This window comes from Streptomyces anandii JCM 4720 (assembly GCF_014650655.1).
In the GTDB taxonomy this organism is placed as follows: Bacteria; Actinomycetota; Actinomycetes; order Streptomycetales; family Streptomycetaceae; genus Streptomyces; species Streptomyces anandii.
In genome coordinates this window covers 11,139-26,529 of sequence record NZ_BMVJ01000034.1, presented here as the reverse complement: position 1 = coordinate 26,529, position 15,391 = coordinate 11,139, and the positions used below count along the sequence as shown (strand labels likewise).

The window sequence follows — 15,391 nt, the reverse complement described above, 5'->3', positions numbered from 1 at the left end:
CCACGCCCTGGATCTCTCTCATCTGCGTCGCACGGCTGGTTCCCGGCGGAGTGCGCTGCCAGGACCTCAGACGCTGGTGGCACATGCTGCGCGAGCGTGATCCGTACAACGTCGAAGGCCACCTCCAGATGCTCCACTACTACTCCTTGCGCTGGCACGGCACACACGGTCAGATGTACGACTTCGCCAGCGAGGCCGCGAGTATGGCCCCGTTCGGTTGCGCACTGCCGGTCCTGGTGCAGTACGCCCGCGTCGAGCAGTACCGCTTCACCATGGAGAGGGAGGCACGGGGAGAACGCTGCGCTCCCTTGGGGATCAGCCTGTACTGGAACAACGAGGGTGCGGTCTACGACGTGGAGCGCACCTGGTACCGCTGGCTGGGCGCACGAAAGAGCGGACACGTCCAGCCCGGCGAGCTGAGGGACCTCAACTGCCTGGCTCATGCCGCGTGCTGGGCCGGACAGTGGCACATCGCGGGCGCCGTGTTCCGGCTGCTCGGCCGCCGCGCCACCAGTGCGCCGTGGTGCTGCACCGGAGATCCCGAGAGGGAGTTCGTGCAGTGGCGCCGACGAGTGTTGCAGCGGGGGTGGGGCATGGGGGACTAGCCGCGCACGTGCGGTGCTGTGAGGGACCCGCACGAACCACGTCCTTCGAGGGCCGCCAGTGCGGTGCCCGGCGAGGAAAGTTCGCCCCGAAGGCCGTCACCGCCGGTCCACGACCGCCGCACGGTGCCCGACCGGCTTCCGCGTCAGGCCGGGCAGTGTGCGGTTGCCCCCGCGGGCCCGGCCGGGCAAGCCCACCGCGCCGCCGGTGACCCTGTCGCGGGCGCCCGCCGTTGTGACAGATGTGCGCGGACCAGACCCAGTGACCGCGAAGCCCGCCCCTCCGCCTGACAGCCCGCGACGAGAAGTCCGCCGACGACGCGCCTGCCGCGGCGTCGGTCCGCCCGTTCCACCTCGAAGGACGTTTTCATGAGCAGCGCCGAGAGCACGCCGCAGTCCGATCCGCAGACCGCCGTTCGGCACATGTCCGGCCTCAAGGCTGCCGAGCAGCCCTCCCTGCTGGACTGTGCGGCGCGGCTCGCCCAGGTGCCGCCATCGCTCACCGACCGCGGCAATGCCCGCCTGTTCGTACAGCTCTACCGCGAGCAGGTCCGCCATGTCGAAGGGCTGGGCTGGTTCGCCTGGGACGGCTGCCGCTGGAAGCGCACCGGAGGGGACAAGGCCGCTCTGTGGGCCGCCGGCGAGATGGCCGAGAACCTCCCCGACACCGACCCGAACGGGGTCTATTCCGACCGCGAACTCGCACACCACAAGAAGAAGACGCTCTCCACCACGGGCATGAAGGCCCTGCTCGCCCAGGCCAAGGCGGCACCCGAACTGTCCATCGACCCCGACGCCCTCGACGGCGACCCCTACACCCTGTGCACGCCCGCCGGCGTCGTCGACCTGCGCACGGGCCGGCTGCGGGCACCCGATCCCCTGCGGGACTGTCACTCCCGTGCCACCACCGTCATACCCAGGCGGACGGACACCCCTCGCTGGAACCGCTTCCTGGCCGACACCTTCGGCGAAGACGCCGAAGGCCGGGAGATGATCGACTTCCTGCACCTGCTGCTCGGCTACTCCATCACGGGTGATGTCGGTGCCCAGGTCCTGCCCTTCCTTCACGGTGAGGGCAGGAACGGCAAGTCCGTCCTGCTCGACACCATGATCCAGGTCCTGGGGGAATACGCGGACGCGGCCCCGCCCGGCCTCCTCATGGACCGTGGCGCCATCTCGGAACACTCGACCGAACTCACCGAACTCCGCGGCCGCCGCCTGGTGGTGTGCAGCGAGCTGAAACCCAACGACAGGTTCGACGAGACCCGCGTCCGCCTTCTCACCGGAGGCGACAGGATCAAAGCACGCCGGATGGGGAAGGACTACTTCTCCTTCACACCGACGCACCACTTGTGGCTGCTGGGCAACCACCGCCCGGAGGTGTCCACCGGCGGATTCGCCTTCTGGCGCCGCATCCGCCTGCTGTCCTTCACCCGCATCGTCCCCGCCGAGCGCCGGATCGACAACCTCGCCTCCGAGCTCGTCGTCGACGAAGGGCCCGGAATCCTGCAATGGCTCATCGACGGCGCCCGCCGCTATCTCGCCACCCGCGACCCCCTGGAGGGCCCCGACCGCGTCCGCATGGCCACCACCGCCTACGCCGACACCGAAGACCACATCGGCCGCTTCCTCGCGGACCGCTGCACCCGCGGCACCGGCGCGTCCACCGACCTGCGCGTCGAACAGGGCCTGCTCTACGCCCAGTACACCACCTGGTGCGACGCCGGCGAAGGCGTCCACGCCGCCACCCCGCGCGCCTTCGCCACCCGTGTCCGCCAGGAACTCGGTCTCGGCTCGGCAGCCGACATGATCAAATCCAACGGCCGCAAGTACTACCCCGGCATCGCCCTGCTGGAAGCCGAATGAGCGGGCCCGTACCCGTGCACACGTCCTCGCCCGGACGGAATCGACGTCGCGGATTCATCGGCGCGGACGAGGTGACCGTGCGGGCCGGCGCCTAGCGTTTCCGGCGGACATCACCACGCCGATTCGGTACGACGGAATGACGAACAGGAGCGGACGCCGGGACACGCCGATGCCGCCCCTGAGGAGGACTTGCGATGACTCATGGTCTGCACCGGCGCAGCGTCGTCGCGGACACGCACAACGATCTGCTCGACGCGATCGTCCGTCGCCCGGTCGACCGGTGGGCAGCCCACTTCCGCGAGCGCTGGCTTCCGCAGCTGCAGGCCGGCGGCGTCGATCTGCAGGTGCTCCCGGTCTTCGTCGACGACGTGTTCCGGCCCGAGGGCGCGCTGCGGCACACCCTGCGCATGATCGAGGCCGCTCACCGCGTGGCCCGCGGCAACCGTGAAGCCGTCGAGCTGTGCTACGACGGCGCGGACATCGGCACCGCGCTCGAGGGGAACCGGATCGCGCTGGTGCTCGCGCTGGAGAGCGCGCCGGGTGTGGGTGAGGACGTCGAGCTCCTGGAGACGCTGTACCGGCTCGGTGTGCGCATCGCCTCGCTCGCGCACTTCGGGCGCACCGCCCTCGCCGACGGCAGTGGCGAGGACGCCGCGGGCAGCCGGCTCACCAGGGCCGGGGTCGCCGCGCTCGCCGAGATGGAGCGGCTGGGGATGCTCTTCGACGTCAGCCATCTGGGCGCGGCCGGCGTCGACCACGTCCTGGAACTTGCCGGCCGTCCGGTGATCGCCACCCATTCGTCGGCCCGTGCGCTGCGTGACCACCACCGCAACCTCACCGATGACCAGCTCAGAGCGATCGCGGCGAACGGCGGCGTGGTGTGCGTCAACTTCTTCGCCCCCTTCCTCCATGACACCGACCACCGCATCGACCGGCTGATCGACCACATCGAGCACATCGTCGGCGTCATGGGCGTCGACAAGGTCGGCCTGGGTCCCGACTTCGTGAAAGAGGTTCTCGAGGACGTCACGCCGCCGTGCTGTGAGACCCCTTTCGTCGAGAGCGTTCCCACCCACCGGTTCCTGCCGGGGCTCGAGGGCCCGGCAGGACTGCCGCTGGTCACCGAGGCACTCCAGGCTCGCGGCTGGTCCGAGGAACACATCCAGCTCGTGCTGGGCGCCAACGTGCTGAGGCTGTTCCGCGCCGAGCTCGGCAGACCCGCCGCGCCCGCGACAGGGGCGCCCTGCGGGGTCAGCCCGTCGGCAGCCGCTCGGTGACCTGATCGTGCGGGCCGCGGGCGGCCGGGGCGAAGTTCAGGTCGGGTTCAGCGGAGTGATGCCGGTGCCCGCGTACAGCTCGGGTTCCAGCGACAGGACGGTGAGCGGTTCCCCCTGCCTCACCGCCTGCCAGGCGATCGCCGCGGCGTGTGCCACCGGCCAGTCGACGTTCGTCCAGTCCATGGCATCCACGGCGTGCGCCGCGGTGAACGGCACGTTCTCCGCGAACCGCAGGGACGCCGCGTGCTTGCCCGCACCGGCGACCTGCCGCTCGGCGGCCACCATGGACAGCGACGGGACGACGACCCGGCCGGTGCCACGGGATGCCTCGATGTAGAGGCCGGTGAAGAAGTGATCCGCGCGGTACAGGGCGGCCAGAGCCGTGTGGTCCAGGACTGCCGTCACGTTCATGCGGCGGCGCCGCCCTGATGGGCGCGGATCTTCGCCCAGGCGTCCTGGCCGGCCCGCTGGACCTGCTCGGTGTACTCGACGCCGAGCTCCCGGGCGGCCTCCCGGGCGCGCTGCTCCCGCTCGGCGACCGTGAGCTCGCGGCTGGCGAGGTCCTCCAGCAGCTCCGTGATCGTGGTGCCGCGCTCCTCCGCGAGGGTGCGCAGCCGGTCACGCACTTCCTCGCTGGTCTTGATGCTGGTGGGCTTGCTCATGGTGACGATTCTACCGCCGGTAGACATGGTAGTCGCCGTGGTGTTCTCCGCGGTGTCGACGTGCAGCCCGTGGCGCAGGGCCGCCGTGGCGCCGCCGGGCAGGCCGGAAGGACACCGGCTGAGCGCTGCCGGAAGTCACGGACGTGCCGACGGGGGTGGTGGCGGATGGACCGGCCGTGACCGTGCCGGAGGCCGGTGCGATGCCGGCGGAGAAGTCCTGCGTGGCGTCGCCTCCGGCGGCCTCCTGCTGCAGCGCCGCACCGAGGATGGCGGTGCCGGTCATGTCGATGGCCGGTTCGCTGCTCTGCCAGGAGCGGACGTCGTCGACGTAGCGGCTGCCGTGACCGGTGTAGGCGGAGAAGTGGTCGCTGCCGCCGGGCGGGCAGGCGACCATGCCGGTCTGGTAGGAGTCGAGGCCGCCGGAGAACTGGCCGGAGCCGTTGGGGCCGTTGACGACGGCGCCGGTGGCGATGGCGCCGGTGCCGTCGGTGCTGCCGGAGATGTTGGCGACCTGGTGCTGCGGGCAGTGCGGGAAGGTGCTTCCCTCGCCGACCATGAAGCTGGTGCCCCACGGGTTGGCGCCCATCAGCCAGTCGCGCTGTTCGGTGGCGAAGCCGGCGTAGGACCTGTCGTTGCTGGCCTGCCGGTACAGCGCCTCGGTGGCGATGAGACCGAAGGTGTGGGAGTCGACGTCGAATTCGGCGTAGTTGCCGCCGGCGTGGAAGATGTCCGAGGCCGCCTTGGTGGCGCCGGTCTTGACCTGCTTCTTGAGGTCGGCGATCAGCTGGGCGGTGGTCACGGCGAGGCCGGAGGGGTTGCCCGCGGCGGTGATCGCCTTGATGAGGTCGGCGTGCGCGAGCGCGCTGGTGTCGTACAGGTTGAAGGTGTCGCCGCCGCTGTCGGAGGCGAGGTAGTCGCTCGCCCACCTCGCCCCCTGGGAGACGTAGGCGGAGGGGTCGTGGCCGAGCGCCTTCGCGGCGAGGGCGATCTCCGCGGCGCCGAACTCCATGTCGTCGTGCCAGGTCGACTCCGGGTAGTAGCCGTTGGGCTGGGTGGTGGTGAGCGGGCTGGGCGGGTTGCTGGTCCTGGCGTTCGCGTAGAGCGAGGTCGCCGCCGTGTACTCGGCGGCGGCCCGCTTCGGGTCGGAGGTGGCGTCGACCTGCGCGGCCAGCGCGAACGCGGCGGAGACGCGCCCGGCCAGGTTGGGACTCACCTTGACGCCCGCGCCGGCGGCCTGGAACACGGGGCGGTGCGCCGCGGCGTAACGGTCCTTGCTCGCGCTGTCGGAGTCGTCCTTCTGCGGCAGCCGCCACAGGTCGTGGTCGCCGGTGAAGGTCCCCGCTGAGTTGCCGGAGCCGATGCCGACCTGGAGGTAGAGCGTCCTGGTGCTCTGGTTCCACGCCTTGTTCAGCCAGGTCTCGCCGAAGTGCGCCTCGGCGCCGAGGGAGGCCGGCGCGGCGCTGCCCAGGGCGCGCTGGGCGGCGAACAGCAGGGCGTCGCCGTAGGCGGTGGTGTGGGTGAACTTGAGGTAGTCGCCCGCGTCGAACCAGCCGCCGGAGACGTCCACCGGACCGCCGGTCTTCCTGAGGTCGCTGTTGGTGATGGTGTCGCTGCCGCCGGACTCGAAGGAGGGCCAGGCGTAGACGTTGGCGGAGGCGTCGTGGAGGTGGGAGGCCTGACGGTTCAGTGCGCCTGCGATGACGTCGGAACCGTCGCGCTGGGTCTGGAAGAAGGTGACACCGTCGGCGACGAGTTCGCCGTAGAGCGATTCGGCGCTCTTGACGGTGAAGGACGGCGAGGAGGCCGTGGTGCCGCCGGACACCTCGATGCGGTACGTGCCCGGGGTGGTGAGGCCGGTGAAGGAGACCGGATACACGTCCGGGTAGGCCGAGTTCCATGAGCCGATGCTGGTGCTGCCGACGTTTCCGGACAGGACGGTGGCGCCGGAGGAGTCGATGACGCTGAAGCTCGCGCCGCTGACCGCCGACCCGGTCATCAGGTAGGCCTGCTTGGCCTCACCGGGCAGGTATCCCGCCTGGTCGACGCGGATCCGGGAAGCGGAGACGGCTTCGGCCGGGGATGCGGTGGTCACCGCGAGGGTGGCGAGGACGCCGGTGGCGGCGACGGCCGCGACCACCGCTCTGAGCTGTCGCTCCTGGCGCGGAGGCTGTGCGGACAAGGGATCTCCCGACGAACGACGTGGGGACGGAGTGGGGACGGAGTGGGGGCGGAGTGGGGGCGGAAAGGACGGAGGGAGTGGTGTCCCCCGTTGTGCTGCTCCGCGGCTGGTCAGGGCCGGGTCAGTTGGCCGTGATGCCGTCGAAGACGGCGCAGGTGGCGTCTTAGGGGTTCGGCGCGACGTCTGCCGGGCCGTCACCGGAGCAGGGCGCGAAGACGTGCGCCGGGAAGGGGGTCGCCGCGCGCGCCGCAGGCGCGGCCGCGGCGGGACCCAAAGCGGCCAGTGCGGTGATCAGGGCCGAAGCCGTGTCGGGCCGCCGGGTGCGCCTGTGAACAGGGTTCATGAAATGGCTCCTTGGCTGCACGGAGCAGAGGGGAGCGGGAACACCCGCCGTAAGAACCTACTGTTGGGAAAGTTTCCTGTCGCTGCGCGGACGCTAGTGGCAGGAAGGGCACCGGGTCAACGCCCCTGGCCCACTTACCGTGCCGGCCCCGGGGGGTAGCCCCACCCCGGGCCTCCGGCTGCCAGGATCGTCTCGGACGGCCTTTCCGGAGAGGCTGGTGGGGTCACAGACCACTGGCATCTTCGACGATTTCTGGAGTCGGCTCGTGCGCGAACAGGTAAGGCAAGCGTCTCGTTCTTCCAAGCGGCACCGGAGCGCTCGGCGCAGAACCGCCTCGATCGCCGCTGTGCTGGCCCTCGGTGTCATCACCTCCGCGGCACTGGCGTCCTCGGCCGTGTCCGCCACCGCGCCGGACAAAGTCCAGCAGAGCTTGGACGCTCTGGTGCACACCGATGGAATGCCTGCCGCCCTGGCAAGTGTGAAGGGCCGTGACGGGCGGACTCGCACCTACGCTGCGGGAGTCGCCGACCTGGCCACACACGCGAAGGTGCCTGCCGACGGCAGGGTGCGGATCGGCAGCAACACCAAGGCGTTCACCGCGGTGGTCGTGCTGCAACTGGTCGGCGAAGGCAAGGTCGGTCTCGGCGCCACAGTCGACACCTACCTGCCCGGACTGGTGCGCGGGGACGGAATCGACGGACGCCACATCACCGTCCGGCAGTTACTGCAGCACACCAGCGGACTCCCTGACTACGCCGACTCGCTCGACATCCCGGGCATGCGCCACCGGTACGTCGAACCCCGCGATCTCCTCGACATCGCTCTGCGCGGCAAGGCCCACTTCCCTCCGGGAACGCGGTGGGAGTACAGCAACACCAACTACCTGCTGCTCGGCCTGATCGTGCAGAAGGTCACCGGTCGTCCCGTCGGTGAGCAGATCGACCAGCGCGTCATCGAACGCATCGGCCTGCGCGACACCTACTTCCCGGCCCCCGGTGACATGCGCGTGCGAGGACCGCACCCCCACGGCTACTTCAAGGACCCGGCGACCGGAGCACTGCGTGACTTCACGCGGATGGATCCCTCCTGGGCCTGGGCGGCAGGAGCGCTGATCTCGACCAACTCCGACCTCGACCGCTTCTACTCGGCGCTTCTGGCCGGCCGGCTCATACCGGCCGCCCAGCTCGCCCAGATGCAGACCACCGTCCCCGCGCCCCTCCTGGGCCGGGGCGTCCGCTACGGACTGGGACTCGTGAGCAGGCCACTGTCGTGCGGCGGCGTCTACTGGGGCCACGGCGGCGACATCCCCGGCTACCGGACCCGCGGCGGCGCCACCGCCGACGGCCGCGCCGCCAACATCGCCGTGACCGACGAGCCACACGACAAGCCGACCGCCGAACACGTGGAGAAAGCCGTCGACACGGCCCTGTGCCGCTGAGAGACGCCCCGCTTGCGCGGTCCGCGCCGCTGAAACCACCTTCCCGTCCGCCCGCGGAGGCCTCCGCTTCCTGAGGGATTGACCGGACGGCCATGGGCACGTCCCAGGAACCGCACCTCATTGACGTGACGTACATGAGGTGCGGTCCGCAGGACGTGTCAGGTTGCGCGCCGGAGGGGGACGACGACGTTCTCCCCCAGGTGCTTGGGGTCGAGGCGGTAGTACTTGATGTGCCCGATCTTCTCCGTCTGCTCGAGCCAGCCGGCCTCGATGACCTGCTTGCGGGTGCGTGAGAAGACCGGAGGGGCCATGCCGACGAGTTTCGCCAGGTTGGCGGCCGTCTCCAGGACCGCGCCGGATCGGTCGGTCGGGTGCAGGGCGTACAGCATGACGACGAGACGCTGATTGGCGGTCATGCCGGCCGTGGCCTCGAGCAGTTCGAGGTTCTTCTGCTTGTCGTCGCTCGTCACTGAGCCTCCCACCGCGCAGGGGTCCTCTCATCGAAACCGGGAATGTCCGGCGGGTTGCACGTCTTCACTGCTTCACGCTGCTCGAGCCCCGTGCCGTGGAACGCGATGTAGGGGCTGATCCGGTAGAAGTTGTAGTTGCCGATGCGCCCCCGCACGATCAGGATCCGGTGCTTGGCCAGCTTCCTGTTGATCTTCCCCACGGCGTCGGTGGACATCCCCACGCGCTTGGCGATGTCGGCTCCGGTGGCCCTCAACGGCTCCAGGCCTTCCGGAGACACACCGATCCACCACAGTACGAGGAACTTCTGACTGGGCGTGAACGCCTTCGATTCGGTGATGGCCTCGACACGGGACTTGTCGACCTGTGTGTGCCTGCCGGAGAAGGCGTACGGCGCATAAGGGACCGGCTCGCCGGTGTCGGCGTCGACCAGCCTGCGTACTGCTCCCAACGGACCTCTCCCTGCAGGGGGGTACGGACGTTCAGATGGGACGGCCGGGAGGCCGACCAGATGAACATAACGTACATGAGCAGGAAGTCAATCAACTCCGCTTGTCGGCCGTGTCGCTTGCCGCCGCGGCCGGGGAGAAGTCCGCCGAACCGGCCGCTGTTCCCCCCTCGACTCATGTACGTCACGTCAATCTGGTACGACCGTAGGGTCTTGGTACCCAGATCCCTGAACCGTGGTGGCAGTTCCCTCAACCGCTGTCCCAGTCCGAGGAAACGCTGTGCACGGCCTGGGGAACCGGGTGCCAAGACCGAGGGATCCGTGCACTCAGACCGCAGGATCGCCCTCCACGATCGACGGAACTGCCTGGCAGTTCGGCCGATCTTGGTGGTTCGAGGTATCTGTGCAGGTCAGAGGGCAAATGGCGGGTGCGCTCTCTTCCCTTGGCAGGAGCTGCGTGGTCGGCCTCATGTCCAACCTCCACACGGGTCCGGCAAGCCGGCTCACCCGGGCTCACCACTCCCCCGTTGCTTTCCCTTTCGCGTCCCCGGCTCACCGCACCGGCCCGACAATCCGCCGTCCGGTCAGGGAGGCCCGCACCTGCTCGATCGCCGTCGGCTCCACCCGCCCCATGCCGACCTCGGCCACCGAAAGCCCGCCACGACGATGCGCTCGGCCGAACGAGCAGGCGCGCGTATGTCACCGCGACCCCTTCCCGGGCTCAGCCACGTTCCGGCTTTGAAGGACTCCGGCGGACCGGGCCGCCGCCGACGGTGGCACGCCACCCCGTCGGGGCACCGCAAGCCCGCCAGGGCTGAGGAGCTGCCGACCCTCGGCGCCCTGCCCGAGAGCGGCACGTCACGCCGGTCCGGTCCGCGGCTTGCGCGGATGACCCGTCCGGCAGGGGAAGGGGATCGGCACCGTCCGCAGAGCGAGGAAGGACGGGACCCTCCCGGCCATGGACGGCCTGCCCCCCGTGGTGGTGACTGCCACCGCAGTCCCGGGCTGCGCACCGGACGTGGGCAGAGGAACGCGTCCACTCACACGGAGCGGAGCCTCACATGGTGTCGGTCCCGGTCGCCTGCCGTACTGCTACGAGGCCTGATTCGTAGGCCGCGATGACGGCCTGGGCCCGGTCACGGACCGCGAGTTTGTCGAAGATGCTGGTGATGTAGTTCTTGACGGTGGAGACATTGATCCGCATGGCGTGCGCGATCTCGTGGTTGTCCAGGCCGGTGGCCAGCAGGCGCCAGACCTCCACTTCGCGTGGGGTCAGGCCGGCGGTGTGTGCGGAGGCAGGCCCTGGGCGGCTCGGGGGCGCTGTCCGCTCGGGTTTGACGTAGGTGGAGATCAGCCGGGTCAGCAGGCGGGGTGCGACGGCCGCCTCGCCGGAGTGGACGGTGCGGATGGCGGCCACCAGCTCCTCGGGGGAACTGTCCTTGGGCAGGAAACCGGACGCGCCGGCGCGCAGCGCGGCGACCACGTACTCGTCCATGTCGAAGGTGCTCAGGGCCAGTACCCGGCATTCGGGCAGTTCCCGGGTCAGGCGCTGGGTGGCGGCCACTCCGTCCAGGACGGGCATGCGGATGTCCATGATGACGACGTGGGAACGGTGCCGGCGGGCGAGCGCGAGGGCCTGCTCACCGTTTTCCGCCTCGGCGACCACGGTGATCGCGGGGGCGGGTGCGAGGATCAGGGCCAGCCCGCGGCGCACGAGCGGCTGGTCGTCCGCGATCAGGACCCGCACCGTGGGGCCGTCCGCGGCCACGGTCCCGTCCACGGCGTCGGTATCGCTCACCGGTCAGCTCTCCTTGTCCTGGTCCGGCCGTGTTCCGAGCGGCAGGCTGGCCACGACGCGGAAGCCGGTGCCGGGGAGCGGTCCGGCTTCGAGGGTGCCGCCGTGCAGGGCGACCCGTTCACGCATGCCGATCAGCCCGTATCCGCCGCTTCCTGCGCCGGGCACGGGGGCGCGCTCCGTGCCGAGTCCTGAGCCCTGATCGGTGACGGAAACACGGATGCGTTCGGGCTGCGAGATGAGGCGGATCTTCACCGGGACGGCGGGACCGGCGTGTTTCCGGGCGTTGGTCAGTGCTTCCTGCACGATCCGGTAGAGGGTGAGGCCGAGCACCGGGGGCAGGGGCCCGGGGGCGCCGTCGAGTGTCAGTTCGGCGGGTTGTCCGGCCTGCCGGGATTCTTCGACCAGGTGATCGAGGTCGGCCAGGCCGGGCTGTGGCGCTTCCGGGGCGGAGCGCCGGTCGGGTGTGCGGTCCTCGTCGGTCCTCAGGACGTCGAGGAGTTGCCGCATCTCGCGCAGGGCCAGTCGCCCCGACTTCTCGAGGGTGGTCAGGGCCTCGCGGGCGATGCCGGGGTCGTGGTCGAGGTTGGCGCGGGCGCCGCCGGCCATCAGCTGCATGGTGGTGATGCGGTGGGCGACGATGTCGTGCAGTTCCCGGGCGATGCGGCGGCGCTCCTCGGCCACCGCGCGGTCGGCGAGGAGCCGGTGGTTGGCTTCCGTTTCCTGCTGCCACCGGTTGACCACGAGGGCGGTGGCGACGATGAGGCAGGCGCCGAGGCAGGCACTGCTCACGTTCAACCACCCGCGGGGGGCGGCGAGGTCCGGGGTGAGGAGGGTGACGCCGATCGCCCCGGTCGTCAGGGCGGCCGTCGCCCCTGAACGGCCGGTCCGGGCGGCCGAGTAGAGAGCGACCGTCAAGGAGGCACCGAAGTGCACTCCTATGGACACGGTCAGGTTCAGCAGCGCGTCGAGTACAAGGGTGACGGTCATGACGACGTGCGGGAAGCGCCGCCGCACGAGGAGCGGCAGCGCGGACACCATCAGTCCCAGGGCCCCGACAGCCGATACGGGCATGCCTGTGACATCCATGGAGCCGATGTATCCGACGAGGTCCAGCACACCGGCGCCGACGGTTATCAGAGCGTCGTTACGAGTCCATGGCGCGGCGCCGGCGTCCCTGGGGACCAGGCGCCCGCGCAGTCCCGAGCACCTCGAAACGGTGCTGCGATGCGTCACCATGACGGATGTTCTCCCCTATGGGGCCGCACGCCCTGCCGGGCACCGATGTCCACTTGCGTCATTGTCCGTCGGGGCCCGGCGCCAAGACTCCCCCTCAGGGCTGAGACGGTACCAGGACCACGGTCCCCCTGACCGGGGATGCCGGGTGCCAGGGCCCCGGAGGGTTTTCATCCCGTGCTCGGACGATCCGGCTCAACTGCGGTGATTCGCTGGAAGGACACTGTCCGAAACCGCCCCGAACGGGAGTCCCGTGATCCGCGCCCTGACCGGATTCTCCACAAGGAATCCATGGAAAGTCATCACCCTCTGGGCACTGCTGGGAATAGCACTGGCCGTGGCCGGCAACGCGCTCATGTACCGGGTCACCGAGAGCCAGCTCGGTGACTTCCTGCCTGAGAAGTACGACTCGGCGGCAGCGTTGAAGACCGCCGAGGACAAGTTCGGCATCAAGCCCGACGCCAACGCGGTGACCATGCTGGTGAAACGAGCCGACGGCAGACCGCTCGACGCGGCCGACCAGCGGCACGCACGGGCCGACGCGGCCGCGCTCGGCAGACAGCGCATCGCCATGCCGAGGCCCGAGGACACCCCCGGCTTCCTGGCCAGGGACTACTCGCAGGCCCCGAAGATGACGCCCGGCACGATGGCACCGCACCATACTTTCGTACTCTTCACCGTTTCACTCACCGGCAATTCCACCGACCCGGGCCTGCAGAACGTCTTCAAAGAATTCCGGAAAACCGCTTCCGACAGATACGCGCAGAACGGACTGCGTGCCGGATTCACCGGGGGCCTGGCCGACCTCGTCGACAGGGAGGAGGCGGAGAAGACCACCAGCACCGTCGCCGGCGTACTCACCTTCGCCTTGATCCTGCTGCTGAACGTGCTGGTGTTCCGCAGCGTCCTGGCGGCTCTGCTCCCACTGGTGGCCGTCAGCGTCGTCGGCGGAGCCGCTGCCGGCGCCGTGGTCGGCACAGCACTGCTCACGGGGATCAGGCTGGACCCCAGCACGCCACAGCTGATCAGCGTGGTGCTGCTCGGCATCGGTATCGACTACTTCCTGTTCCTGCTGTTCCGCTTCCGTGAACGGCTGCGCGCGCAACCCGAGCGCGGCGCACGCGAGATCGCAGGCGAAGTGACCGGACGGGTGGGCATCGCGATCACCTCGGCGGCACTGACCATCGTCGCCGCCTTCGCCACCCTCGGCCTCGCCGGCTTCGGCCAGTTCCGTGTGCTCGGCCCCGCCATCGCGGTCTCCGTCCTGGTCATGCTCCTGGCCAGCCTCACCTTCATGCCTGCCATGCTCGCGGTCACCGGCCGCACCATGTTCTGGCCTTCTCGCACCCTCGAACGCGCGCCGCACGAGGGCTCGGCCGGACGCTTCGGCAACGCCGTCGCCCGCCGGTCTCTCGCCGTCACAGCCGGCGCCATCGCCCTGCTGGGCGTGCTGACCGTGGGAACCGCCGGCATGAAGATGGACTACAGCACCAGCAGCTCCAGCAGCGACACACCGGCCGCGGCCACCGCCGCGGAGATCTCCCGCTCCCTGCCCGCAGGAGCGTCCGACCCGACCGACGTCTACGTCACCGGCAACCATGAATCCGCCCTCGACCGGCACGACATCGACGCCCTCTCCACGGCGCTCACCCGCACACAAGGCGTGGGCCAAGTCAGTCCGATCGTCTACAACGCGGCGGGCAACGCCGCCCGCATCAGCCTGTATCTGACCGCCGAGGCCCAGACCCAAAGAGCACGCGACCTGGTGTCCGGACCGGTGCGCGCGACCGTCGCGCGGCACACACCCACGGGCGCCACGGCACACGTCGGCGGCACCGCGGCCATCTTCGCGGACATCTCCACCGCCGTGTCCGAAGACCTCCGACTGATCTTCCCCATAGCGGCCGCACTCATCGCCCTCATCCTGATCGTCCTGCTGCGCAGCCTCCTGGCACCCGCCGTACTGATGATCTCCGTCGGACTCGGATTCGCCGCCACACTCGGCGCCTCCGCCCTCGTGTTCCAGCATCTGCGCGGTCAGGCAGGCATCAACTTCACCCTGCCGCTCGTCCTCTTCCTCTTCGTGGTCGCCCTGGGCACGGACTACAACATCCTCATGAGCGACCGCATCAGGGAGGAGATGGAACGCCCGGGGCCGGCCCGCTCGGCCGTGGCCCGCGCCGTACGGCACACCGCACCGGCCATCGCGACCGCGGGACTCGTCCTGGCCGGTTCATTCGGCAGCCTCGCCGTCAATCCCGACCCCTCGACCCAGCAGATCGGCTTCGCGACAGCCCTCGGCATCCTGCTGTCGGCATTCGTCCTGTCCATCGGACTGGTCCCGGCACTCGCCGCCCTTCTCGGCCGCTCCCTGTGGTGGCCCGTCCGGCCACGCCACCGCGCCCCGGCCCACTCGGTACGGGCCGGGACACCCGGTGGAACGCCGGGGTTCGAGGATGCCACCGAACTCGGTGACGATCGGATCCGAACAGAGTGACGGGGGCGCGGCAGGCGGCCTTCTGCGCAGCCATGCCCCTGCACCTGCTACTCCAGCGGTAGTTCGCGACCACGGGAGTCGATGCTCACGGCCCGTAGACGAGATCCGCGCCCCCGCTGGCCTCGATCAGCCAGGACAGCGAACCGCTTCCGAAGGGCCGGCCGGTGGTGGCCACCCGCACCCAGCCGCCCGACTCGTCGGTTCCTGCGTGCCACCACCATCAGCTGTGATCGGCCAGTCACCCATCCGGGAGACGACACACGTCAGTACCGCACGCGCGTTGTCGATGACCTGGGCCGGGTCCTCGGCAGTGAACCGCAGGCGCGCGAGCCGTCGGCAGTGGCAGGCTCGGGCGCGGGCTTGGTGCCGGCGTCGCCAGTGTGCGCCGCCCCTCCGGCAGGCCGCTCAAGGGGTGGACGAGTTCGGTGAGCACGTTTCACCGCGGGGTGGGAGCTCAGCGGGCGCCCTTTGCCGCCGAACCTGCCCGGGTGTGGTGCCCAGGCGCCGTCGCAGCAGGGACGTGAGCGTGGTGCCGTTCTCGTAGCCCACCTTGCGGGCCACCGCCTCGATCGGCAGGTCG

General features: G+C 69.9%; 12 protein-coding genes and 1 pseudogene. 5 read left to right on the top strand and 8 right to left on the bottom strand.

Translation table 11 applies throughout. The features are described from left to right. The 3 genes and pseudogenes from IE249_RS39355 to IE249_RS33520 form a co-directional block, all read left to right on the top strand. Nucleotides 1–605, top strand: a pseudogene (locus IE249_RS39355) (hypothetical protein); the annotation flags it as partial. 366 nt (nucleotides 606–971) lie between these two features. Then, nucleotides 972–2,468 (top strand): DNA primase family protein, encoded by a 1,497-nt coding sequence (locus tag IE249_RS33525; protein WP_189710978.1) that lies wholly within the window; start codon nucleotides 972–974, stop codon nucleotides 2,466–2,468. Nucleotides 2,469–2,662: 194 nt separating this feature from the next. Continuing rightward, complete coding sequence (locus IE249_RS33520; RefSeq protein WP_189710975.1) at nucleotides 2,663–3,745, top strand: dipeptidase; 1,083 nt, start codon at nucleotides 2,663–2,665, stop codon at nucleotides 3,743–3,745. Nucleotides 3,746–3,781: 36 nt separating this feature from the next. Here the strand turns inward: IE249_RS33520 and IE249_RS33515 are convergent, their stop codons facing one another. From IE249_RS33515 to IE249_RS33500, 4 genes are all read right to left on the bottom strand, one after another. After that, entirely contained in the window at nucleotides 3,782–4,156 is a 375-nt protein-coding gene (locus IE249_RS33515; RefSeq protein WP_189710973.1) for a PIN domain-containing protein, read from the bottom strand. Beyond that, nucleotides 4,153–4,407, bottom strand: coding sequence for a hypothetical protein (locus tag IE249_RS33510; RefSeq protein WP_189710972.1), 255 nt, complete (start codon nucleotides 4,405–4,407; stop codon nucleotides 4,153–4,155). Before IE249_RS33510 ends, IE249_RS33515 begins: the two co-directional genes overlap by 4 nt. A 10-nt stretch (nucleotides 4,408–4,417) precedes the next feature. Further along, nucleotides 4,418–6,586: a glycoside hydrolase family 9 protein gene (locus IE249_RS33505; protein ID WP_189710970.1), complete on the bottom strand. Its 2,169-nt coding sequence runs from the start codon at nucleotides 6,584–6,586 to the stop codon at nucleotides 4,418–4,420. A 163-nt stretch (nucleotides 6,587–6,749) separates the two neighbouring features. Next, nucleotides 6,750–6,929 carry a hypothetical protein gene (locus IE249_RS33500; protein ID WP_189710968.1) on the bottom strand — a complete coding sequence of 60 codons (180 nt, stop codon included), beginning with the start codon at nucleotides 6,927–6,929 and terminating at the stop codon, nucleotides 6,750–6,752. A 265-nt stretch (nucleotides 6,930–7,194) separates the two neighbouring features. Between IE249_RS33500 and IE249_RS33495 the strand changes: the two genes are divergently transcribed. Beyond that, complete coding sequence (locus tag IE249_RS33495; protein WP_189710965.1) at nucleotides 7,195–8,367, top strand: serine hydrolase domain-containing protein; 1,173 nt, start codon at nucleotides 7,195–7,197, stop codon at nucleotides 8,365–8,367. 158 nt (nucleotides 8,368–8,525) lie between these two features. On the opposite strand, the gene IE249_RS33490 is transcribed toward IE249_RS33495, so the two are convergent. The 4 genes from IE249_RS33490 to IE249_RS33475 form a co-directional block, all read right to left on the bottom strand. Next, the gene (locus tag IE249_RS33490) at nucleotides 8,526–8,837 is read right to left on the bottom strand and encodes a cyclic nucleotide-binding domain-containing protein (RefSeq protein ID WP_189710963.1); all 312 of its coding nucleotides are present in this window, start codon (nucleotides 8,835–8,837) and stop codon (nucleotides 8,526–8,528) included. Beyond that, a complete protein-coding gene (locus tag IE249_RS33485) occupies nucleotides 8,834–9,286 on the bottom strand; it encodes a MarR family transcriptional regulator (RefSeq protein ID WP_189710961.1) in 453 nt (150 codons plus the stop codon). The genes IE249_RS33490 and IE249_RS33485 overlap by 4 nt, the downstream gene beginning before the upstream one ends. A 1,054-nt stretch (nucleotides 9,287–10,340) precedes the next feature. Then, nucleotides 10,341–11,081: a response regulator transcription factor gene (locus IE249_RS33480; protein WP_229859846.1), complete on the bottom strand. Its 741-nt coding sequence runs from the start codon at nucleotides 11,079–11,081 to the stop codon at nucleotides 10,341–10,343. Between the two features lie 3 nt (nucleotides 11,082–11,084). Further along, entirely contained in the window at nucleotides 11,085–12,152 is a 1,068-nt protein-coding gene (locus IE249_RS33475) for a sensor histidine kinase (RefSeq protein ID WP_229859844.1), read from the bottom strand. A gap of 415 nt (nucleotides 12,153–12,567) precedes the next feature. Between IE249_RS33475 and IE249_RS33470 the strand changes: the two genes are divergently transcribed. Continuing rightward, a complete protein-coding gene (locus IE249_RS33470) occupies nucleotides 12,568–14,811 on the top strand; it encodes an MMPL family transporter (protein ID WP_189710957.1) in 2,244 nt (747 codons plus the stop codon). Nucleotides 14,812–15,391 lie beyond the last annotated feature (580 nt).